The sequence below is a fragment of the Prevotella melaninogenica ATCC 25845 genome (assembly GCF_000144405.1).
Taxonomy (GTDB): Bacteria; Bacteroidota; Bacteroidia; order Bacteroidales; family Bacteroidaceae; genus Prevotella; species Prevotella melaninogenica.
In genome coordinates this window covers 348,448-372,500 of sequence record NC_014370.1, presented here as the reverse complement: position 1 = coordinate 372,500, position 24,053 = coordinate 348,448, and the positions used below count along the sequence as shown (strand labels likewise).

Below are 24,053 nucleotides of genomic sequence, written 5' to 3'. Positions count from 1 at the left end.
GCTTACGCGGCTCCGACCGCTTGTAGGCGCATGGTTTCAGGAACTATTTCACTCTCCTCATCGGAGTGCTTTTCACCTTTCCTTCACAGTACTCGTTCACTATCGGTCTCACGGGAGTATTTAGCCTTACCGGATGGTCCCGGCAGATTCGCGCAGAATTTCACGTGTTCCGCGTTACTCAGGATACCACTACGTCTCGTCATGCTTCGAATACGGGATTATCACCCTCTATGATTGTTCTTTCCAGAACATTCTTCTCACAATCTAAGTACGACAGCGTGGTCCTACAACCCCTGCTAAGCGTTGCCACAAAGCAGGTTTGGGCTATTCCCCGTTCGCTCGCCACTACTAGGGGAATCATTATTTATTTTCTCTTCCTAAAGGTACTAAGATGTTTCAGTTCCCTTCGTTCGCCTCACTACTACTGTAGTGATAACAGGTCTTCAACCTGTTAGGTTGTCCCATTCGGAAATCCTTGGATCAAAGGTTATTTGCACCTACCCAAGGCTTATCGCAGCTTATCACGTCCTTCATCGCCTCCGTGAGCCAAGGCATCCGCCATGCGCCCTTTCTTACTTTCTTCGCCTTCTTTGTAATTGCTTACAAAGAATGTAGCTCATACTTTCAGCTGTTGTGTGATTCTAAAGAATTTGAAGTTTTTTCTTCAATAATTAGAATTCTAATTCTTCCCATTATAGAAAGAATAGTTCTACATTACAGTCTTGCTTGTGTCAATATGTCAAAGATCTTGTGCTGTTACCCTCTGTGTTCTGAGGCTGTGCCTCAGAAGCATAGAACAGCGTGGTGGAGGATAAGGACTTGAACCTTTATGTGAGCCTTAAACTCTAAACTCCTACATTTATATAATACAGAGTGCAGTGAGTACAAGAAGAAAAACGAACCAAAGGTTCTTTTATTTCCTTGATTACCGTTAACTTCTTGACATGTATACTTAAATACTTATCAAATAAATCAACTAATAAGCATCCTCTCCAGAAAGGAGGTGTTCCAGCCGCACCTTCCGGTACGGCTACCTTGTTACGACTTAGCCCCAATCACCAGTTTTGCCCTAGGCCGATCCTTGCGGTCACGGACTTCAGGCACCCCCGGCTTTCATGGCTTGACGGGCGGTGTGTACAAGGCCCGGGAACGTATTCACCGCGCCATGGCTGATGCGCGATTACTAGCGAATCCAGCTTCGTGGGGTCGGGTTGCAGACCCCAGTCCGAACTGGGACCGGCTTTCAAGATTGGATGCAATTTGCATTACACCGTCCCTCTGTACCGGCCATTGTAACACGTGTGTAGCCCCGGACGTAAGGGCCGTGCTGATTTGACGTCATCCCCACCTTCCTCACACCTTACGGTGGCAGTGTCTCCAGAGTGCCCAGCTTAACCTGATGGCAACTGAAGAGAGGGGTTGCGCTCGTTATGGCACTTAAGCCGACACCTCACGGCACGAGCTGACGACAACCATGCAGCACCTTCACAGAGACCCCGAAGGGCGTCATTATCTCTAAATCCTTCCTCTGCAATTCAAGCCCGGGTAAGGTTCCTCGCGTATCATCGAATTAAACCACATGTTCCTCCGCTTGTGCGGGCCCCCGTCAATTCCTTTGAGTTTCACCGTTGCCGGCGTACTCCCCAGGTGGGATGCTTAATGCTTTCGCTTAGCCGCTGATACCAGGTACCAACAGCGGGCATCCATCGTTTACTGTGCGGACTACCAGGGTATCTAATCCTGTTTGATACCCGCACCTTCGAGCTTAAGCGTCAGTTGCGCTCCCGTCAGCTGCCTTCGCAATCGGAGTTCTTCGTCATATCTAAGCATTTCACCGCTACACGACGAATTCCGCCAACGTTGTGCGTACTCAAGGAAACCAGTATGCGCTGCAATTCAGACGTTGAGCGTCTACATTTCACAACACACTTAATCTCCAGCCTACGCTCCCTTTAAACCCAATAAATCCGGATAACGCCTGGACCTTCCGTATTACCGCGGCTGCTGGCACGGAATTAGCCGGTCCTTATTCGTATGGTACCTGCAAATAGGGACACGTCCCTAACTTTATCCCCATACAAAAGCAGTTTACAACCCATAGGGCCGTCATCCTGCACGCTACTTGGCTGGTTCAGACTTCCGTCCATTGACCAATATTCCTCACTGCTGCCTCCCGTAGGAGTTTGGACCGTGTCTCAGTTCCAATGTGGGGGACCTTCCTCTCAGAACCCCTACTGATCGTTGCCTTGGTGGGCCGTTACCCCGCCAACAAGCTAATCAGACGCATCCCCATCCATTACCGATAAATCTTTACTTCAAATCTGATGCCGTCATCGAAGACTATGCGGTATTAGTCTGCCTTTCGGCAGGTTATCCCACAGTAATGGGAAGGTTGGATACGCGTTACTCACCCGTGCGCCGGTCGACGTCCAAAGAGTGCAAGCACTCAATGCCGTTTCCCCTCGACTTGCATGTGTTAAGCCTGTAGCTAGCGTTCATCCTGAGCCAGGATCAAACTCTCCATTGTAAAATATGTTTTGGTGATAAGTGATAGGTGATAAATGCTAATGAATACCAATATCCCCCAAGCACTCCACCGAGTAATCTCTGTTTCAGAACGCTTATCCTAAAAGTATCAAGTAAAAAGCACCTTTTCTTTTGTTCCTTATAGTTTTGAGGCGGTGCCTCAAAAGTAGGAACAACGAATTGATCGGTTCGTTTCTTTTACCCATCCATTTGATATAAAACCAAACAGACGCTTCTTGTACTACTTCTCTGTTTATGTAAATCTTTTCAAAGAACTCTTTCTTAAATGCTTTAAGTAACTTGCCAGGTGGCTTGTTTTGTAAAGCGAGTGCAAAGGTATACAGAATTTCCTCTCCCACCAAATGTTTTGAAGATTATTTTTCAAAAAACTTAAAAATCACACAAAACCTTGATACAAATCAACCAAAACAACACCCAAGACACCTCTACCGCACCCCAGGAAGCCATAAAAACAAAAATAGCGCTTAAAAAGCCACAAAACAAGAAGCAACCCCTTAAACGCAAATTCGAAAACAAAGGAAGTTTCAATTTTAGCCAAAAACAACAAACACCTATAATAGAACAAAACTATATATTAATGCCACCAAAGCAGGCGCACCCTGCTTTAAAATAATAGCTGGACTACTTGTAAAACCGCCATAAATAGCCACCAATGCTACATACGTCAAAAGACAACGCGCCCAAAACAAATCATTCGTTACCCAAACAGCTATTAAAATCAGCACTGCCAATAAAAGGTTATAAACACCTTGATTTTTAAATAACGTAGATACCGTTGGGCGACTTAATTCCTCCACATCCATATTAAAAGTACGCACAGTTGTTCTCGATTTAGTAAATACCGTTTCAAGACACATTATATATATGTGCTCGACAGCTACCAATGTAGCTAAAATGATAAAAGTAATATCCATACACAAAACATATATACTATAATAAAGAACAAAATCTGCACCTTGCCAATACAGTATAGACAAGGTGCAGATTTATATTTATCAACGTTTTCTATTCTATCAATGCAGTAAATACCACAATACTTCTCCGAGACACTTTCCACAGAAATAAATCATATATACGGAAAATACACCCAAAATCCACATATACCTCCGTGGACATCGCTGGAGAATCAAGAACAGAACGTCATTATTCATAATCAGATTACTTTGTAGCCTTAGCCTCTGGAGCCTCACCAATGAGATCCATAAACTGATCAAGCTTTGGAGTAATGATAATCTGCGTACGACGATTACGCTGCTTACCCAACTCAGTATCGTTAGTTGCGAGTGGGTTATACTCACCTCGACCACCAGCAGTCAAACGCTTAGGATTTACACCGAAGCGATCCTGCAGATACTGCGCAACAGATGCTGCACGGAGACAAGAGAGATCCCAGTTATTACGGATATTCTTCATCTTGTCTGTAGTAGTGTTGATAGGCACATTATCAGTGTTACCCTCAATCAGCACATCATAATCCTTATAATCAGTAATAATCTTAGCAATCTTGCTCAATGTCTGCTCAGCACGATCATTCACCTCATAAGAACCGCTCTTATAAAGCATATTGTCAGCCAAAGAGATATAAACAACACCCTTCAGAACCTGTACATCAACCTCCTTCAACTCCTCGCGGCTCAAAGAACGGGTAAGATTGTTTGTCAACACCATATTCAAAGAATCGCTCTTAGACTTCACCTCAACCAAGTGACGGATATACTGATTACTCTCGTTAATCTGGTCAACAAGTTTAGAGATGTTGATGTTATTTGAATTAGCATTTCTCAGACTATTATCAAGACTACCCTGCAGCGCAGCAGCACTCTCTCTCGCCTGAGCCAACTGATCCTCCAAGCTCTTGATACGTGCATTATTGGCAGCAATCGTTTCCTTAGCATTCTGATAATCTGCCGTCAACTGATTGTTTTCTGTACGACAATTCTCCAAATCCTTCTTGCTGGCACAACTGCTAAATGCAAGTGTACCCAACGCCAAAGCTACGATAAAAAGACTCTTTTTCATATTTACTATTTTATTTTGGTTATTATACTACTTGTAATAGATTCATCCTACAAACATTAAAAGAAATCAGTTTATAACTATGCCAAACGTGATATTCCAACTTTTATGAAGACAACGTAAACTGACACAAAAAACTGACCTCATTTCACAGAATGCGGCATATCTATTGCAAAGATATTATAAAGACGTGTAAAACAAAGAGTTGTATAATGAGTTTAGACATTTTTAACCTGAAACTTACAATTAATGGAACTTTTTGATGAAATTATACAGAATAAACAATTGGAAGATACAATAACCGAGAGACAGGTTCTTCGAGTAAGAAAGAACATAGGAAAAAGGTTTGCATATACGGTGGATGCTCTCGTCCACAATGCGGAAGAGGCAAAGAGAAAGGATCAACTCCGAAGCGCAGACCCCATCCTGTTTTTCCAATGACAGGCGAGATAACAGGTGACCGATGCCAAACTTGCCAAAAAGAAGAAAGAAATAAATAAATCATCACTCATTCGAGTTTTAACACTCAAAAGTTTGGATAACTCACTTCTTTTCTCTATTTTTGCTTCCATAACAGTTTTGCTGTTTTGACTTTAAAATCAGTTGTTTGGCGATTACTAATTTACAAAGAAAATTCGACAAACTGTTATTTTTCTATCTATTTATTAGGGTGGGAAACTTTAGTAAATAATTTAAAATCATAAAGAAATGAAATGAAAAAATATTTTCGTTGGCATTAGCTCTTAGTTTAGGAGTAGTTGCACCACAAACAGTTGCAGCTAAAAGTAGTTCCAAGATTGAAGTAACAGGAATCAAGCACCATTATGGTTATGATGAGGTTACCTTTAATGACGGAAGCTATGGCTTTTTCTTTGAAGATGGTACATATACCACGCGTTAATCGGGTAATAAAACATTAAAGTTTTTACTATGACAGAATTTAGAACTATGCGGCGCAAACGCCAAGAATTAACAGAAACGGAATGTATAGAAATATTAGAAAAAGCAACCTCCGGTGTGCTTTCTTTGCTTGGCGATGACGGCTATCCCTACGGTGTACCCATCACTCCTGTACTTGTGGGACGCAAACTATACTTCCATTCTGCAATAAAAGGGCATAAAGTGGACGCTATTCTCAACAGCGACAAGGCATCGTTTACGGTAATCGACCGAAACGACGTGAAGCCTAAAGAGTTTACTACCTATTTCAGAAGTGTGATATGCTTCGGAAAAGTCCGCTTGATAGAAGATGAAACGGAGAAGATGGAAGCCCTCTGCAAATTGGGCAGGCGGTACAATCCCGACGATGAAGAAGGACTCAGATACGAGATAAAGAAAGATTTCTCACACCTTGTCATGATTGAATTTACCATCGAACATATCAGCGGGAAAGAAGCCATCGAGCTTGTGAGAATGAAAAAAAGTCCGAGATAATCATCTGAAGAGCCTCTGAAAGCTGGATAAAAAACTTTCAGCGGTTCTTCATTTTTATTATACTCGTAGAAAATAACATAGTTCTATAAACGTTTGAACATATAATTTGGCTCTTCCGTTAAATGGGCGGATGCTTTTCGTTTTGCTTTAACGGAAAAACCAAAGTTACTTATTAAACAAAAATATAGCTAAGACCGTCAACTATCTATTCTTTTATCATCCTCTGACACTGAAAACCTTTTCATTTTAAGACTTCGAAAATCTGCAGACAAGGATTTGAAAAAATATTACATAAATTCAAATAAGAAATCTGTAAATAACGGCAAAAGCATACACACGGAGCAGGTTTGTAACCATAAGGAAATCAATAGGTTATAAAGTGGAAAAGTAAAAGGTGCTTAATTGGACTTCAAAAGGGCGTTAGTTAGCCCTCAAAAGAGCATCTTTTGCAAGTCAATTAGCCGTCTTTTAGAATACAAAAGAGCATATATTGATTTTGATCTGATTAAAAATAGTTTACAAACATCGGTCAAAAAGAGCATAAACTTCTTGTAGGCGGCGGATAGATATAATATCAAGTTGCATTTTATCTTGTAGCCTATCCCCATTGAAAGACCATCTAATCTGGGATAGTCATACTAAGCAGATGTATAAGCCTTATTCTATTTTCAATCTATACATTTAACGGAAGAACCAATTATTTTCATGAAACGAAATTCAAGACAACAAATACAACTTCAGCAGGATAAGACATACAAAAACGAGTCTGATTATTTATAATACCTAAGAAGACTAAAAAACACTGGACAAAAGGGCAGTATATCCAAAGAATATCGTATCTTTGCAAACAGAAGTAACACCAAATTTTATATACAGACTATGATTCTTTTCTTCAGAACTCAGTCCAAAAGCGTGATTGCCACAGAAGTCAATCATGCATTGTCCGACGCGGAAATCAACGAACTTTGTTGGCTCTATGGCGATGCCACCTACTTGCAGAACGAACAGACACTGCAGGGCTACTATGTGGGACCACGCCGTGAGATGATTACTCCTTGGAGTACGAATGCCGTCGAGATTACTCAAAACATGAGTCTTGACGGCATTTTGCGTATAGAGGAGTACTTCCCTGTAAGCAGCAAAGAGGCGGATTATGACCCGATGTTGCAACGTATGTATGATGGTCTGGACCAGACTATCTTCACTGTCAACCACGAGCCAGAGCCTATCAAGCGTGTGGAGGACTTAGAGAAGTTCAACGAAGAGGAAGGTTTGGCACTCTCACCAGAGGAGATGGAATATCTCCACAAGATTGAGAAGCAGAATGGCCGCCCACTCACCGACTCTGAAATCTTCGGTTTCGCCCAGATTAACTCTGAGCATTGCCGCCATAAGATTTTCGGTGGAGAGTTCGTCATTGATGGCAAGGTGATGGAGAGCAGTCTTTTCAGCCTCATCAAGAAGACTACAAAAGAGAATCCTGGTAAAATCCTTTCAGCTTATAAAGACAACGTAGCTTTCGCACAAGGTCCAGAGGTTGAACAGTTTGCACCAGCAAACCAAAGTACATCTGACTTTTTCCGAGTAAAGCCTATCGAGAGTGTTATCTCTCTGAAAGCTGAAACTCACAACTTCCCAACTACCGTTGAGCCATTCAATGGAGCCGCAACAGGTACGGGTGGTGAGATTCGCGACCGTATGGGCGGTGGTGTTGGTTCATGGCCAATCGCAGGAACAGCAGTCTATATGACCGCTTACCCTCGTCTGACAGAAGATGACGGTACAACTCCAGCCTTACGAGATTGGGAAGACATCCTTCCTGTCCGTCAGTGGCTCTATCAGACTCCAGAGCAGATTCTTATCAAGGCATCTAATGGTGCGAGCGATTTCGGTAATAAGTTCGGTCAGCCATTAATTACTGGTTCACTACTCACATTTGAACATCAAGAGAATGGTGAGAAGTATGCTTACGATAAGGTAATTATGCTTGCAGGTGGCGTGGGTTATGGAACTAAGCGTGACTGTCTGAAGGGCGAGCCACAAGCTGGCAACAAGGTGGTTGTCGTTGGTGGTGATAACTATCGTATCGGACTTGGTGGTGGTTCTGTTTCATCAGTTGATACGGGTCGTTACTCAAATGGTATTGAGTTGAATGCCATACAGCGTGCTAATCCAGAGATGCAGAAACGTGCTTATAACCTCGTACGTGCATTGGTAGAAGAGGACAACAACCCAGTTGTTTCTATCCACGACCACGGTTCTGCTGGACACCTAAATTGTTTGAGTGAGCTTGTTGAAGAATGTGGTGGTAAGATTGATATGACACAGTTGCCTATCGGTGACAAGACTTTGAGTGCCAAGGAAATCATCGCCAACGAATCACAGGAGCGCATGGGCTTGCTCATTGACGAAAAGCACCTCGACCACGTGAAGAAGATTGCTGAGCGTGAGCGTGCACCAATGTATGTTGTTGGTGAGACTACAGGTGATGCTCACTTTTCATTTGTACAGGGCGATGGTGTAAAACCATTCGACTTAGACGTAGCACAGATGTTCGGTCATTCTCCAAAGACAATCATGAAAGATGAGACCGTTGAGCGCAAATATGAGAATGTTTCTTATAGTATAAATAAGGTGGAGGAATACCTCCAGCGTGTGCTTCAGTTGGAAGCTGTGGCATGTAAGGACTGGCTAACAAACAAGGTTGACCGCTCTGTTACAGGTAAGGTAGCCCGTCAGCAGTGTCAGGGTGAGATTCAGTTGCCACTCTCTGACTGTGGTGTTGTAGCCTTAGACTATCGTGGTCATAAGGGTATTGCTACCGCACTCGGTCACGCTCCACAAGCAGGACTCGCATCACCAGAGGCAGGCTCAGTCCTTTCCGTAGCTGAATCATTGACCAACATCGTATGGGCACCATTGGCAGACGGCATGGACAGCTTGAGTCTTTCAGCCAACTGGATGTGGCCTTGTCGCTCACAGAAGGGTGAAGATGCACGTCTTTATAGTGCGGTTAAGGCTTTGTCAGACTTCTGTTGTGCTATCGGTGTGAACGTTCCAACAGGTAAGGATTCACTTTCTCTGACCCAGCAGTATCCTAATGGAGATAAGATTATCTCTCCAGGAACCGTCATTGTGACCAGTGGTGGTGAAGTGAGCGACGTTCGTCAGGTGGTATCTCCAGTACTTGTGAATGATAAGAACACACGCCTCTATCATATCGACTTCAGTTTTGACGAGCAGCGTTTAGGTGGTTCAGCCTTTGCACAGAGCCTCGGCAAGATTGGTAGTGACGTTCCAACCGTGAAAGAACCACAGTACTTCTGCGACTGTTTCGATGCCGTACAGGAGATGATTCGTCGTGGATGGATACTTGCTGGACACGACATTTCAGCAGGTGGTTTGATTACAACATTGCTTGAAATGACCTTTGCTAATGCTGAAGGTGGTTTGCATATCAACCTCCACGATATCAAGGGTGACGATGTAATCAAGAAACTTTTTGCAGAGAATCCAGGTGTTGTTATCCAGGTTGCTGATGAACATAAGGAAGAAGTCAAAGAATTCTTGACAGAGAACTGCATCGGCTTTGCTCGTATCGGTACACCAAGTCCTGACAAACGCACGCTCAGCATTGCTGATGGCGATTGGAAGGCAGAGTTCGATATTGATGCAATGCGTGAGACATGGTATAAGACTTCGTACTTGCTCGACCGCAAGCAGAGTATGAATGGCATGGCTAAGAAGCGTGCTCAGAATTATAAGAAGCAGCCAATCGAGATGAAGTTTAATGCTGACTTCACCGGTACACTTCAGCAGTATGGCCTCGATGCAGACCGTTGGAAGACTTCAACACCTAACACCCATCACCAAACACCAAAGGCAGCTATCATTCGTGAGAAGGGTACCAATGGTGAGCGTGAGATGGCTTATGCACTCTATTTGGCAGGCTTTGAGGTGAAAGACGTCATGATGACCGACCTCATCACTGGTCGTGAGACTTTGGAAGAAGTAAATATGATTGTCTTCTGCGGTGGTTTCTCTAACTCAGATGTACTCGGTTCTGCAAAGGGATGGGCTGGTGCTTTCCTCTATAATCCAAAGGCAAAGCAGGCACTCGACCGCTTCTATGCACGCGAAGATACACTTTCATTGGGTATCTGTAACGGTTGTCAGTTGATGGTTGAGTTGAACCTTATCAACCCAGAGCACAAGCATCGTGCTCACCTCTGCCACAATACCAGCAAGAAGTTTGAGAGTTCATTCTTGAACTTGACCATTCCACAGAACAATAGTGTGATGTTCGGTTCTTTGAGCGGCAACAAACTCGGTATCTGGGTAGCACACGGTGAGGGTCGTTTCTACCTCCCAGAGGCAGAAGATAAGTACAATATCATCGCTAAATACAACTACGCTGAATATCCTGGTAACCCTAACGGCTCTGACTACAATGTAGCAGGTATCTGCTCTGCAGACGGCCGTCACCTTGCAATGATGCCACACTTGGAGCGTGCTATCTTCCCATGGCAGCAGGCTTACTATCCACGTGAGCGTCGTCAGGACGAGGTTACACCATGGATTGAGGCATTTGTAAATGCTCGCAAATGGGTTGAAAGCAAACTGTAAAGTTTACCTCTCCCCTATTGAAGGTGTAATAGATTAGCACACCTTTATATATAGACTACACTGAGAAACGCCCTCATCTGAGTAATATTACCTAATAGGTATATGTGAACAGATGGGGGCGTCCGTAGCTCTCAAACATTGATTTCACTATAAATAACAAGACACAGTGGACAAAGATAACATTTCATCAACACCCAACACCCAACGTCCATCATCCAAAGGATTCTACTGGGAAGCCTTCAAAACCTTCTTTAAGATCGGAGCCTTTACACTTGGCGGTGGTTATGCTATGATTTCGATTATTCAAAACGAAGTCGTAGTAAAGAAAAAGTGGATTCCAGAGGACCAATTTGTTGATTTGATAGCTGTTGCACAAAGCTGTCCAGGTGTCTTTGCCGCTAATATCAGTGTCTTTGTAGGCTATAAGATGAGGAAGACCCCAGGAGCCATTTGCACCTGCTTGGGAGCAATTCTCCCCTCTTTCCTTATCATTCTCTGCATCGCACTCTTCTTCCATCAGTTTATGGACATCCCTTGGGTGGCAGCAATTTTCCGCGGAATACGCCCTGCTGTGGTTGCTTTGATTGCAGCACCAACCTTTACCTTGGCTAAGAGTGCAAAACTTTCATTGGCAAACTGTTGGATTCCTATTGTCACCGCCATAGCCATTTGGCTGTTAGGTGTTAATCCTGTTTACGTCATTATTACTGCAGGATTAGGTGGATTCCTTTATGGGAAGTTTATTAAACCAACGGAGTGAAATACCTCCCCCCAGCCCCTCCGAAGGAGGGGAGAGCCTAACGGGATATAACTTCGCAAGAGAAATAGCAAACGAAAGTTCCGAAGGAAGATAGAGACAAATGGGATAATTTCGGAAAAAACAGCACACTAAGAACAGACTAATAACAGAAATAACAACATGATATACTTAGAACTTTTCTATACTTTCTTTATCATCGGACTCTTTGGATTCGGTGGAGGATATGGGATGTTATCATTGATACAAACAGAAACGGTTGTGAACCATCATTGGCTTAGCTCTGCAGAGTTTACCAACATCGTTGCTGTATCACAGATGACGCCCGGACCTATTGGTATAAACTCTGCTACCTATTGCGGTTATACAGCTATACATAATGCAGGATTTGGCGCAGGTATGGCAGTATTGGGTAGTCTCACCGCCACCATAGCCCTTGTACTTCCATCGTTGATAATAATGATTCTTATCAGTAAGATGTTCCTCAAGTATATGAACACACCTGTTGTACAGTCAGTCTTTGCAGGTCTACGCCCAGTAGTAGTGGGTCTATTAGCAGCTGCCACCTTATTATTATGTAACGCAGATAACTTCTCTGCGCCAAGCATTAACCCTTGGCAGTTTTGGGTTAGCCTATTCCTCTTTACTGCAACCTTTGTTGGTACAATGTGGTTAAAGATAAATCCTATCCGCATGATATGTTATGCAGGAGTTGCTGGGTTAGTCCTGCTTTATTAAGAAAGTCTCATCCGCAACCATCCTATAATGTGAGAAAGAGTGAGAACACAACATTTGTAAGGGCTATTGCTAAATGTCTCTTTCTATACTACATTATAGTGACAATAAAGAATTACGCAATATCTACCGTGGTAGGTGTTGCGTAATTTCGTATTAAGCCACAGCAGTATCGAATAAGACCTCATTATACCAGTTAATCATTAGTGCATATCGTATCTAACAACGCTTGTCATAGAGCTTTATAACCATCTTTTATTATTGTGTTAAGGCTTAGCACCATTGGTGTTCATGCTTAGCACCATTAGTGCGGAGCCTTAACACATGAACAGCATGTAGTATAGAAACGAGTATCCTACTGTACATAGAACTGCAGGAAAGGGAGAGAAAACTGCTAAAACTTTATGAATAAGCGACAAGAATAAACAAAAATCACGCAATACTTGCTATAGCTTGTATTGCGTGACTTCGTATTAAGATACTATTAACGGACTTTTCAATAGGATTAGATCCGTTAAAAAAAACTTGTTCTTACATAAGATGCAACCAACGAAGAATGTCGTTAAGGTTGGCAAATATCATAAGGAGGATTAGGATGGTTATACCAACATACTCCGCACGTACCATGAACTTCTCTGATGGTTTACGACGAGTAATCATTTCATAGAGAAGGAATACCACATGACCACCATCCAAAGCAGGGATAGGAAGAATGTTCATGAAGGCAAGCATGATACTCAAGAAGGCTGTCATTGACCAGAACATATACCAGTCCCAGAATGGAGGGAAAAGACTACCGATAGCTCCGAAGCCACCAATACTCTTAGCACCATCTGCTGAAGCAAGGTAACGGAAGTTACCAACATAGCCACGCAGTACGTTCCAACCATGCTTTATACCTGCAGGGAAACTCTCGAAGAAGGAGTATTCCTCCTGTACAGGCTTATAATAACTTGCCAATGTTGACTGCAAAACACCCAACTTCAAATCAGGTGTCAACATAAGTTTCAATGTATCGAGTTTTGCTGCGCCCTTATGCTGAACTGTCAACACAACGGAACGAACTGCAAGAGAATCCTTATGCGTATTCTTCACTGCCAAGACATCACTCAAGACACCTGTCTGATAATTCATATCTGTCCATGTCTCAACTGGCTTTCCATTGATAGACTTAATGAGATCGCCAGCTTTGATACCTGCTTTCGCTGCTGGTGTATCACCCAACACGCTATCAACCTGTGCAGGAATGAAAGGTTCTGCAAACAAAGGACGTGTCTTAATCATTGAGAGCATATCCAAATCACCAGGCAGAGTAATACTATGTTTCTTACCATTACGAAGAACATCCACACGCTTAGCCTGTGCTATCTGACGGAAGAAATCGCCATTCACATTGGCATACTCACGGAATACGCCTTGATCTGTTCCCAACATTACATCGTGGTCTTTGAAACCCAAAGCCTTAGCCTCAGCATTGAAACGCATACCCATATTCATGTCAGACACCTTGAAATAGCTGTCTCCCCATACAAACATCACCATTGAATAAATGAAGAGAGCGAGGAGAAAGTTGACCAACACACCACCTATCATAATCAAAAGACGCTGCCAAGCTGGCTTTGTACGGAACTCCCATGGTTGTGGTTCCTGCTTCATCTGGTCGGTATCAAAGCTTTCATCAATCATACCAGAAATCTTGCAGTAGCCACCAAGTGGCAACCAACCCATACCATATTCCGTATCGTCTTTCTTAGGCTTCCAACTGAAAAGTTTACCTTTCCACTTACCGATGCCCACATCGAAGAATACGAAGAACTTCTCAACGCGAACACCGAAAAGCTTCGCAAAGAACATGTGTCCGCCTTCATGCAGCAGGACAAGCAGAGAGATTGCCAGAATGAACTGAAGCAATCTGATCAGAAATGTTTCCATTATTTATCTATTCGTTATTTATTATTCATAATCTCAAGTGCTACACGACGTGCCTCAGCATCCGTCTGCACATATACATCATAATCTGGATTGCTATCAAAAGCAACAGTTTGCATTGCCTTCTCAATGATGTCACCCATTGCCAAGAAACTACAAGCACCCTTACGGAACCCTTCATTGACAATCTCGTTGGCAGCATTGACAATACAAGGCATATTGCCACCCTTGTTAATAGCTTCGTATGCCATTGCCAAACACTTAAACTTCTCCACATCAGGTTCAAAGAACTCTAATGGCTGACGGAAAAGATCTAACCTATTACCGCCTAACAATAGACGTTGAGGGAATGAAAAGGCATATTGGATAGGTAATCTCATATCAGGAACACCCAACTGTGCTTTCACACCACCATCACAGAACTGTACCGCACTGTGAACAATAGACTGAGGATGAACCAATACTTGTATTTTATCAGCAGGTACACCAAAGAGCCACTTAGCCTCAATCACCTCGAAACCTTTGTTCATCAAAGATGCAGAGTCGATAGTAATCTTTGCTCCCATATCCCATGTTGGATGTTTGAGTGCATCGGCTGCAGTAACATACTTCAATTGTTCATGGGTAAAGGTACGGAATGGTCCACCAGAACAGGTGAGAAGAATCTTCTCTATCTCGTTCGCATCTTCACCAACTAAACTCTGGAAGATAGCACTATGCTCACTGTCTACAGGCAAGATAGGCACATGATACTGCTGAGCCAACAGAAGAATCAACTCGCCAGCTACGACAAGTGTCTCCTTATTTGCCAAACATATCTTCTTCTTTGCTTTGATAGCATGGATTGTTGGAGCAAGACCAGAATAGCCAACCATCGCTGTAAGTACCATATCTATTGATGGTGACTCAACGATGTCCTCCAAAGCTTTGCTACCTGCATACACCTTTACATCAGGCATATCAGCCAACTCTTGCTTCAAAGGTTCATAATAAGCCTCATCAGCAATGACAACCGCAGCAGGATTAAAGCGACGAGCCTGCTCAGCAAGTTCCTTCCAACGATGATTTGCAGTAAGTGCATAAGCCTCATAAAGGTCAGGATGCTGACTGATAACATCAAGGGCTTGCGTACCAATGCTACCTGTTGAGCCTAATATACAGATTTGTTGTTTCATTAATTCTTTTAGTTTATACTGCGAATCAGAGGTCAAGCAGTCCTGCTGGAATCCGCATCGTAATCGTCTTTGACGCTATGTCTGTCGCAACAATAAGTTCATCACTGGCAGGAATGAGTATTTCCTCGCCTTTAGGTGTACTCACCTCAAAGAGCGTATTGACAGTTGTTTCATCTACAGCAACAATCTTGCCAATCACATTATTCGTTGCTTCATCTATCAAGGAATAACCGACAATCTGCGCCAATGACACATCATCTGTCCCTTCTTCTGCCAACTTACGTGGGAAATAGACAATACATCCCGTCAGTTCGCGTGCTTGTGCATCGCTATTGATGTCACAAAACTTCATCAGGGCTATCTCGTCAGAACGGAACCGATATTCCTCCATAAAGAAAGGAACGAGGATTCCGTCAATATCCAATATCAGGTAATCGGCATCTACCACATCAAAAACGTCATCGGAGAACTGCAACTGCAACTCTCCGTGTACGCCATGCGGCTTCCCGATGCGCCCAATCTTATAGACTTCTTCCTTCTTTATCATCTTTTCATCTTATATCAGTAATACTGATAAAACTATAACTTATTCCAATACTAAATTGTTTTTTCTGTAAAACGGTCGACCCTTTTGCTCAAAACCGTCTACCTTTTTGAGGAAAAAGGTCAACCTTTTTGCAAGAAAACGTCAACCCTGTTGTGAGAATAGGTCAACCCTATTTATCTAAAATTCACAACACACTCTTTCAAAGTGTAGTTTTAGATACGATGGGATTAACAAACCTCTGCTCGCTGAATCTTTGCACCAAGGGCATTGAGACGTCCTTCGATGTTCTCATATCCTCGGTCAATCTGTGCAATATTATCAATACGACTTGTTCCCTGTGCTGTTAGTGCTGCGATAAGCAGTGCAATACCGGCACGAATATCTGGACTTGACATACGACCTGCACGGAGTTTCTTAGCATTATCATGACCAACAACTACGGCACGGTGGGGATCACAGAGGATTATCTGTGCACCCATGTCAATGAGTTTATCCACGAAGAACAGACGACTCTCAAACATCTTCTGATGGAAAAGTACACTACCCTGTGCCTGTGTAGCAACAACGAGCAACACAGAGATAAGGTCTGGTGTCAATCCTGGCCATGGCGCATCACTGATAGTCATAATCGTTCCATCAATGAAAGAGTCTATCACATAGTGGTCCTGACGTGGAATAAGGAGATCATCACCATCTTCGATAATCTGTACACCGAGTCTACGGAAGGTATCAAGAATCAATCCCAAGTTAGGAACTGACACATTCTTAATACGAACACCATCACCAATCATTGCAGCAATACCAATGAAAGAGCCTACCTCAATCATATCAGGTAGGATTCTATGGTCAGCAGAATGCAATTCCTTCACACCCTCGATAGTAATCAAGTTGCTGGCAATACCGCTAATCTTCGCTCCCATTGCATTAAGCATCTTACAGAGTTGCTGGATATAAGGCTCACAAGCTGCGTTATAAATTGTTGTTGTTCCTTCTGCTAACACTGCTGCCATAACAATATTGGCAGTACCCGTAACAGACGCTTCATCTAATAACATATAGGTTCCAACAAGTTTATCAGCTTGTATCTCATATACATCACGGTCTTCAACACGCCCAAAGTGTGCACCAAGATTCTTGAATCCAAGGAAGTGGGTGTCCAAACGACGACGACCAATCTTGTCACCACCCGGCTTAGCTATCGTAGCCTTACCAAAACGGCCCAACAATGGACCAATCATCAAGACACTTCCACGCAGAGAAGAGCATTTCTTCACAAAGTCGATACTCTCTAAATAATCGAGGTTTACTTCGTCTGCTTGGAAAGAGAACTCATTAGGGGCAAGCTTCTTAACCTTCACCCCAATATCCTGTAAAAGCTTGATGAGATTGTTCACATCGAGGATATCAGGTACATTACGTATGATAACTTCTTCAGATGTCAATAGTGTTGCGCAAATCACCTCCAAGGCTTCATTCTTTGCACCTTGTGGAGCAATCGTGCCACTCAGCCGATGTCCACCTTCTATGATAAAGGATTCCATGTGTCGTTATTTTACTTTTTCTTCTTATTACGAGGCTGAGCAAACTCTCTCGCATTAATTTTTTCAAACTTGAATGTATCAAGATCAAGCTGAATCTTACCATCTGTATAGCGTGCAAGGTCCGACGCTATCTTCTCATCATCACAAGTACCATGTCCCCACTGCATCAGACTACGTTTCATCTGATTAGCAACCGAACGCACGAATGCATCCCGACGACTACCCGGTTCCATTGTCTTCAGCTCTTCAAAAGCTTCAAACAACAATTTTCCATAGTGTCTTACAGGAATATTCGACATAGGATAAGTCATTGGCTCTGGCTTAGTAGCTATCTTCAAAGCCTCTGACACATCGCAAGGATAGTCAATATCCAACTCAAAGTTTGCCATCAATGCCAGATGATCCCATAACTTCTCCATGTGATCAAAGTTACTACGGTTCTGGGCATTCATCCTATCCATAATGGAAATGATGGTTTCAGCACATCGCTGACGCTCTTCCTTTGTAGGGAGGCCAACGGCATAATCCACCATATTCTGTATCCCTCGCCCATACTGTGGCAGTATGAGTCGTTCTCGCTGTGTGTTATAATCTAATCCTTCTATATTCATTGAATAGTGAATGTTTCATGTTAAGTGATGACGGCAAGCCTTATTCTAAAGCCTAATCTACAGCAATGGCTTTGCCTGCTTAGCAACAAAGTCCTTCAGATAGAATGGGACGAAATAAGCTACATCCTCAAACTTCTCTTGTGCAATACGCTTCTCTGACAACGGGAACATGTTCTTAGCCAAAGCATCAATACCTTTGATTAGGTGTGCATTCGGATGATTGATAGTCTCCATGCACTTCTCTGCACCATTACCAAAGAAATAAACAGGACCACGATCAAGATATTCCTTGTAGGTATTCTCGTCTACTACATCTGCCTGAATGCCACGAACCTCTTTCAAAGCACGGTCATATACAGCAGAATAAACTTCCATACGGCGCGCATCAATCATTGGAATGAGAAGTGCATTCTCCTCTATTTCCTCATGATGAAGCAATACTGGCACTGCCAACAGCTCTAACGTAGGTACTGCCAACAGCTTTACGCCACGTCCATAGCAGATTCCCTTTGCCATAGACACACCAACACGCAAACCAGTATATGAACCTGGGCCACCACTAACTGCCACTGCATCCAATGGCAAGTTATTATTATCAATGAAGGCAAGTGCCTCATCAACAAATGTTCCTAACTTTTCTCTATGCTTAGGATCGAGCGTATCTTGCTTATCGAAAATACAAGTTCCATCCTGACTTACTGCAACAGAGCACACATTTGTACTCGTATCAATATTTAATATACAAGACATAAAAATCAATTATGTTCTAAATAACTTGCAAATATACTCTTTTTATTCCACATTTTTTGTACATTTGCAAAAAATTAACGCGAAAAGCTCATGATACTATCAATGACTGGCTATGGCAAAGCTGTTGTAGCCTACAAGGAAAAGAAAATCAATGTTGAGGTGAAATCACTTAATAGTAAGTCACTCGACCTCTCAGCACGCATCGCACCCCTCTACAGAGAAAAGGAAATGGAAATCCGTCGTCTCCTTGCACAGAAGTTAGAGCGCGGTAAGGTTGACTTCTCCCTATGGGTTGAAAAGGAGTCAACTGTTGACGCCACTCCTATCAACGCTGCTCTGGTAGAGAACTATTATAAACAGATCAAGGCAATCTCTGAGTCTACTGGCATCCCAGAACCAGAGGATTGGTTTACAACGCTTCTCCGCCTACCTGACGTAACAGCAAAGACTGAAGTTGAGGTTTTAGATGACGAGGAATGGGAAGTAGCACAGCAGGCTATCAATGAAGCTATTGAAAAGCTCACCGAATTCCGCAAACAGGAAGGAGCTGCTCTACAAAAGAAGTTTACTGAGAAGATTGACAATATTGCTAACCTTTTGAAGAGCATCGAACCTTTTGAAAAGAGTCGTGTACCAAAGATTAGAGAAAAGATTATCGATGGTCTTAAACAGATTCCAGAGGTTGACTACGATAAGAATCGTCTTGAGCAGGAACTGATTTATTATATTGAGAAACTTGATATCAACGAGGAGAAGCAGCGACTGACAAACCACCTCAAATACTTCCATGAAACAATGAAAGAGAGTGGTCATGGTGTTGGCAAAAAGCTCGGTTTCATCGCACAAGAAATGGGACGCGAAATCAATACTACTGGCTCCAAGAGCAATCAAGCAGAGATGCAAAACATCGTCGTTAAGATGAAGGACGAGCTGGAGCAGATTAAGGAACAGGTTTTGAATGCGTTGTAAGGACCTCCCCCAACCCCTCCAAAGGAGGGGAGTAACAAAAAGAATATAGTCTGCAACGAGTATTAAAACCTATAAACAGATAAGTAGCTGCTATGAAAAAGATAGACAAGGAACATAGCTACTTTGGAAATTTTCATTATCATACAAATGACGCTTCTACCTATCAGCTACTTTGTCAAAATGCAAAATATAACAGGAAGCATCCTACTAAAGCAGAAGAACTTTTGTGGGAGCACTTGAGAGGGAAACAATTAGGTGTACGTTTTCGTCGACAACATCCTGTCTATGATTATATCCCTGACTTCGTATGTCTTTCATTAAATCTTATAATAGAAGTTGACGGAGATTATCACCTCGCAGAAGAACAGCAATTAAGCGATAGAGAACGAGATACTTACCTTCAACATTTTGGCTTTCATATCATAAGATTCTCTAACGAGGAAGTTCTTCAAAATCTCGATAAAGTATTAAACAAAATAAAAACAGCTATGAACAAGCTTTCATCTGAAAACCAATCTGCTAATATCACACCAGCAGCAAAGATACAGGAAGACACTTCTAACATCGCATCGTCTCCTAACACGTCCCACGACTGTCCGTTAGGCACTCCCCTCCTTCGGAGGGGTGGGGGGAGGTTACTCATCCTCTCCGCACCTTCTGGTGCTGGTAAGAGCACCATCGTTCAGTGGTTAATGAAAGAACATCCTGAACTAAAGTTGGCTTTTTCTATTAGTTGTACTACCCGTGCACCACGTGGTACGGAGCAGAATGGTGTAGAATATATCTTCCTTTCACCTGAACAGTTCAAAGAGAAAATTGCTAATGGAGAGTTCCTTGAGTATGAAGAGGTTTACGAGGACCGCTTTTATGGCACGTTAAAATCACAGGTAGAGAGCCAGTCTGCAGCAGGCCAGAACGTTATCTTCGATGTTGATGTGAAGGGTGGCTGCAACATCAAGAAGTTCTATGGTGACCGTGCTTTAAGTCTTTTCATTCAGCCTCCATCTGTTGAAGAACTACGCCGTCGCCTTGTTGGCAGACAAACAGATAGTGCAGAGGCGATTGAAAACCGCCTTACTAAGGCTTCAGAGGAGCTTACCTTCGCTGAGAAATTCGATAAGATAATCGTAAATGATGACCTTGAGAAAGCAAAGCAAGAGACTTACAAGGCTGTGAAGGAATTTTTAGAGGGATAAGAAGCCTCCCCCAACCCCTCCGAAAGGAGGGGAGCCCTAATAGATTGCAAATAGTAAAAGAACCATTTCTAATAACACCTATATTTTCTATAATGAATAGAACATATAGCACTGCTAATACTTATAGGTTCTAAAGCCCATTACACCATTATGAAACCATCATCTCACTTCACTCCTATTAGCACTCCCCTCCCTTCGGAGGGGTTGGGGGAGGCTTTCCCTTCATCGGGGGAGGCTTCCATTGGCATCTTTGGTGGTTCCTTCAACCCCATTCACAACGGACATATAGCCCTTGCCAAAGCCTTTCTTGAAAAAGAAAACTTAGACGAGGTATGGTTTATGGTATCACCACAAAACCCTTTCAAGGTGAACCAGCAGCTTTTAGCTGACCACCTCCGCTTGGACTTAGTACGTAAAGCGACTGCTGATAACCCACATTTTAAGGCTTCGGACTATGAGTTCCGACTTCCGAAACCTTCTTATACTTGGAATACCCTACAGCATCTCAGCCATGACTTCCCCACTCATCGCTTCACACTTCTTGTTGGTGGTGACAATTGGGAAGCCTTCGACCGATGGTATCATGCAGAGGATATCCTCACTCACTACCCTATCGTAGTCTATCCACGACACAACCAAAGAATCTCAGAAACGTCACTGCCCCATGGTGTCACTATTCTTCAAACACCTTTTATTGATATCAGCAGTACAGATATACGCCAACGAGTAAGCCAAGGAAAAACTATTGACGGTTTGGTACCTACAACAATTATCTCTGATGTTCAACGCTTATATTAAGCTGTTTCACATGAACAATTTGCAACAGTAGATTATCCATATTGTATACTGACAGGCAAATAACCGACTAATAATAGGATGGTTTTACAAATATCATAATACTTAGAATAAAAGTTATTCTCCTCAGATAGGGAGTGATCTTACTTATCTAAATAAGGAAGATAAACGCGACTATTACTCCCAAATTAATTTTAGTTTTAGTTGCTGTCATTTTAACATTTGAACAATTCCTTTTGATTATCAGGATGTTAAACGCACACAAGGGATGACAGATATGACAGGAAAATAATTCTCATATCAAATAGAGGTAATAAGGAAGTACAACTAACAAGAAGGCTGGGAACGCATATTGGTCCCCAACCCTAAGTGCTTACATATAAAAGAATATTTATCAAGAACGAGGAGGATTGAGTGAGAACATACCTCTCTAAACAATCCATCACCTTATATTATATCTCATTCTTAAGTTTCTGGAAACGTTTCTGACACCGTTTCTTATAATTGTATTTGAAGATATGCTTTTCTATTTTCCGCATATTATAAGTAAACGAGAAACAAACCTTATCAAACCACTTTGTCTGCTCGTCCGTATAGACAGAACGAGGAATCCTTACAAAGTAGAGGTCGGCTATTGTGTCAAATGCCGAGAACTGTCGATGATTTCGCTCAAAAAGCCATACCTCAGAATAGAAACGATTGGTAGAAATAACCGCTTTATCAAAAGTTGGTAGTGTCCTTATATAAGCCGACCTTGCCCACCAGAAACTACCAGAATACATTGTATAGTTGCGTGGTGGCCATCGATAACAGCTATAGGTATCGTATCCTTCATTCAGAACATTCACGGCAACCTTCCACTTATCAAAGATGAAATATTCCAACATCTCTCTCCAAGCCTCTATCTTCTTCTTAAAAGAGCAGAAGAGACGGTCGTTAGAGGTTAGCGACTGGTAAGAGATACCCTTCGTATGGAAGTAATAGAAGAGACAATCCTCCCTTTCAGATAGTTGCTTAATGAACTCTAAGGCAGGATACTCATACCGCTTAGGGTCGGTAACATTGGATATTATTACGAGTTTATCACTATTGATAATACGCTTCAAACATTCCACATCTGCTTGATTGCCTGCTATACAACTCACGAAGAAAGTCGTTGTCGCATCCAGCAGACCACTCTTACGTAGATTATCAATCTGCCTTCTCACCAATGGCTCCCATCCAGTGTCTAACATGACATGATAAACACCATAGATTGGCAGCTCACTCTTCGGGTCGTCCTCCCATCTTCGCAAGTCTTTTCGGTCGTAAACATGAAAAAGACTCTCTCTTATTCGTTGCAGAAAACTACTCATACCAGTTCTTCCTCCATTGAAAGGATGAGACGACGAAACATCTCCTTTAACCCATAATGAGGTTTCCATCCTAACTCCTGAATACGCTGTGTGGCAAGTCTGAGCTTTGTTGTTGGCGAATATCCTAACCCCTCTTGTGGCTGTATCACCACCTTCACGCTCTGAGGATTAAACGTCGAGGCAACCAACTCTGCCATCTCACGGATAGAGATATAAGTGTCTTCGTTTGCTACATTGTATGCTTCGCCATCCTTACCACGCAAGAGAATATACAGCATTGCCGTAACGGCATCTATCGTATAGCAATAGCAACGACTAAGCTCGCCTGTCGTATGTAGAATGATATCCTCGTTCTTCATAACACTGCGTGCAAATTGCGCAAAGACACGATTGTCATTACCATTCACACCAGCACCGAAGGTCTGTGCCAAACGTGCCACTTTCACGTGAACACCGTACTCGTCTGCATAATTATGACACAATGCCTCGGCAGCTCTCTTTGCTAACGGATAACTGCTACGAGTTGCCATTGGGTCAAGATATCCCTGCATGTCTTCGGTGAGTGGGCGTCGGTCGTCAGTGACAGTACCATAGACTTCTAACGTTGAGGCTAACACCATCGAAGTTACTCCATGCTGATGAGCGTAAGACAATAGGTTTTGCATACCGCCATAGACAGTATTCATCGTCTCTACAGGGTGTTCAACGAAATCTTTTGAAGCTGTAGGGGCAGCGAAATGGAAGAGGTAGTCTATCTTTTTCGTAGGTGCGAATGGTTCAACACAAGAGAAGTCATAGGAATAATAGCTAATTTCATCGCTTACCTGACCAAACATTTTCTCTGCTTTCTGCACGTTCCTTACAACAGCCACCACGTGTAAGTTGATACCTTTTTCTGTGCGTAGAGCCAACAGGCAACGTACCATACATGCACCCAACAAGCCTGTTGCCCCTGTTACAGCTATCGTCTTCCCTTCCAATGCTGCTGAGAAAGGAAACGTATCTGCAAAATAGCTTATATCTTCTTTTAGTATTCTTTCCTTCATTCTCACCCTATAAAGTTATAAAAA

18 protein-coding genes, 2 rRNA genes and 1 pseudogene (1 of these 21 running past the window's edge) are annotated in these 24,053 nt (G+C 42.7%); 8 read left to right on the top strand and 13 right to left on the bottom strand.

Going from position 1 to position 24,053, the window contains the following annotated elements; genetic code table 11:
• From HMPREF0659_RS01335 to HMPREF0659_RS12295, 5 genes and pseudogenes are all read right to left on the bottom strand, one after another.
• Positions 1–582: ribosomal RNA gene (locus HMPREF0659_RS01335) — 23S ribosomal RNA — on the bottom strand (it extends 2,320 nt beyond the left edge of the window).
• 414 nt (positions 583–996) lie between these two features.
• Positions 997–2,527, bottom strand: a 16S ribosomal RNA gene (locus HMPREF0659_RS01330).
• The 16S and 23S rRNA genes sit together here, the layout of an rRNA operon.
• Positions 2,528–3,098: 571 nt before the next feature.
• Positions 3,099–3,461 carry a DUF1304 domain-containing protein gene (locus HMPREF0659_RS01320; RefSeq protein ID WP_044045959.1) on the bottom strand — a complete coding sequence of 121 codons (363 nt, stop codon included), beginning with the start codon at positions 3,459–3,461 and terminating at the stop codon, positions 3,099–3,101.
• A 244-nt stretch (positions 3,462–3,705) separates the two neighbouring features.
• Positions 3,706–4,566 (bottom strand): OmpA family protein, encoded by an 861-nt coding sequence (locus HMPREF0659_RS01315; RefSeq protein WP_004358608.1) that lies wholly within the window; start codon positions 4,564–4,566, stop codon positions 3,706–3,708.
• Between the two features lie 273 nt (positions 4,567–4,839).
• Positions 4,840–5,135: pseudogene (locus HMPREF0659_RS12295) on the bottom strand (IS4 family transposase); the annotation flags it as partial.
• Between the two features lie 158 nt (positions 5,136–5,293).
• Here HMPREF0659_RS12295 and HMPREF0659_RS12585 point away from each other — a divergent pair.
• The 5 genes from HMPREF0659_RS12585 to HMPREF0659_RS01290 all read left to right on the top strand — a co-directional run bounded on the left by HMPREF0659_RS12585 (position 5,294) and on the right by HMPREF0659_RS01290 (position 12,118).
• Entirely contained in the window at positions 5,294–5,464 is a 171-nt protein-coding gene (locus tag HMPREF0659_RS12585; RefSeq protein WP_155812151.1) for a hypothetical protein, read from the top strand.
• 29 nt (positions 5,465–5,493) lie between these two features.
• Positions 5,494–5,997 carry a pyridoxamine 5'-phosphate oxidase family protein gene (locus HMPREF0659_RS01305; protein ID WP_013264940.1) on the top strand — a complete coding sequence of 168 codons (504 nt, stop codon included), beginning with the start codon at positions 5,494–5,496 and terminating at the stop codon, positions 5,995–5,997.
• Positions 5,998–6,876: 879 nt separating this feature from the next.
• Positions 6,877–10,623: a phosphoribosylformylglycinamidine synthase gene (gene purL, locus HMPREF0659_RS01300; protein ID WP_044045808.1), complete on the top strand. Its 3,747-nt coding sequence runs from the start codon at positions 6,877–6,879 to the stop codon at positions 10,621–10,623.
• 166 nt (positions 10,624–10,789) lie between these two features.
• The gene (locus tag HMPREF0659_RS01295) at positions 10,790–11,383 is read left to right on the top strand and encodes a chromate transporter (protein WP_013264455.1); all 594 of its coding nucleotides are present in this window, start codon (positions 10,790–10,792) and stop codon (positions 11,381–11,383) included.
• A gap of 159 nt (positions 11,384–11,542) precedes the next feature.
• The gene (locus HMPREF0659_RS01290) at positions 11,543–12,118 is read left to right on the top strand and encodes a chromate transporter (protein WP_013263809.1); all 576 of its coding nucleotides are present in this window, start codon (positions 11,543–11,545) and stop codon (positions 12,116–12,118) included.
• Positions 12,119–12,646: 528 nt separating this feature from the next.
• Here the strand turns inward: HMPREF0659_RS01290 and rseP are convergent.
• The 6 genes from rseP to tsaB form a co-directional block, all read right to left on the bottom strand.
• On the bottom strand, positions 12,647–14,047 hold the full coding sequence (gene rseP / locus HMPREF0659_RS01285) for an RIP metalloprotease RseP (protein ID WP_013263823.1): 1,401 nt from the start codon (positions 14,045–14,047) through the stop codon (positions 12,647–12,649).
• Positions 14,048–14,061: 14 nt separating this feature from the next.
• Positions 14,062–15,219, bottom strand: a complete 1,158-nt coding sequence (locus HMPREF0659_RS01280) for a 1-deoxy-D-xylulose-5-phosphate reductoisomerase (protein ID WP_013264576.1) — start codon at positions 15,217–15,219, stop codon at positions 14,062–14,064.
• Between the two features lie 25 nt (positions 15,220–15,244).
• Positions 15,245–15,766 carry a ribosome maturation factor RimM gene (gene rimM, locus HMPREF0659_RS01275; protein WP_013263929.1) on the bottom strand — a complete coding sequence of 174 codons (522 nt, stop codon included), beginning with the start codon at positions 15,764–15,766 and terminating at the stop codon, positions 15,245–15,247.
• A gap of 227 nt (positions 15,767–15,993) precedes the next feature.
• Positions 15,994–17,307 carry a UDP-N-acetylglucosamine 1-carboxyvinyltransferase gene (gene murA / locus HMPREF0659_RS01270; RefSeq protein WP_013264516.1) on the bottom strand — a complete coding sequence of 438 codons (1,314 nt, stop codon included), beginning with the start codon at positions 17,305–17,307 and terminating at the stop codon, positions 15,994–15,996.
• Positions 17,308–17,318: 11 nt separating this feature from the next.
• Entirely contained in the window at positions 17,319–17,918 is a 600-nt protein-coding gene (locus HMPREF0659_RS01265) for a DUF4290 domain-containing protein (protein WP_013264083.1), read from the bottom strand.
• Between the two features lie 57 nt (positions 17,919–17,975).
• Positions 17,976–18,668, bottom strand: coding sequence for a tRNA (adenosine(37)-N6)-threonylcarbamoyltransferase complex dimerization subunit type 1 TsaB (gene tsaB, locus HMPREF0659_RS01260; protein WP_013264726.1), 693 nt, complete (start codon positions 18,666–18,668; stop codon positions 17,976–17,978).
• A gap of 90 nt (positions 18,669–18,758) precedes the next feature.
• Between tsaB and HMPREF0659_RS01255 the strand changes: the two genes are divergently transcribed.
• From HMPREF0659_RS01255 to nadD, 3 genes are all read left to right on the top strand, one after another.
• A complete protein-coding gene (locus HMPREF0659_RS01255; RefSeq protein ID WP_013264900.1) occupies positions 18,759–19,637 on the top strand; it encodes a YicC/YloC family endoribonuclease in 879 nt (292 codons plus the stop codon).
• 92 nt (positions 19,638–19,729) lie between these two features.
• Positions 19,730–20,833: a guanylate kinase gene (gmk, locus tag HMPREF0659_RS12290; protein WP_013264241.1), complete on the top strand. Its 1,104-nt coding sequence runs from the start codon at positions 19,730–19,732 to the stop codon at positions 20,831–20,833.
• A gap of 150 nt (positions 20,834–20,983) precedes the next feature.
• Entirely contained in the window at positions 20,984–21,631 is a 648-nt protein-coding gene (nadD, locus tag HMPREF0659_RS01245) for a nicotinate (nicotinamide) nucleotide adenylyltransferase (protein WP_013264040.1), read from the top strand.
• 449 nt (positions 21,632–22,080) lie between these two features.
• On the opposite strand, the gene HMPREF0659_RS01240 is transcribed toward nadD, so the two are convergent.
• Both HMPREF0659_RS01240 and HMPREF0659_RS01235 read right to left on the bottom strand, forming a co-directional pair.
• Positions 22,081–22,983, bottom strand: coding sequence for a hypothetical protein (locus tag HMPREF0659_RS01240; protein WP_013264376.1), 903 nt, complete (start codon positions 22,981–22,983; stop codon positions 22,081–22,083).
• Entirely contained in the window at positions 22,980–24,029 is a 1,050-nt protein-coding gene (locus HMPREF0659_RS01235; protein WP_013264366.1) for an NAD-dependent epimerase/dehydratase family protein, read from the bottom strand. The genes HMPREF0659_RS01240 and HMPREF0659_RS01235 overlap by 4 nt, the downstream gene beginning before the upstream one ends.
• Between the last annotated feature and the right edge of the window lie 24 nt (positions 24,030–24,053).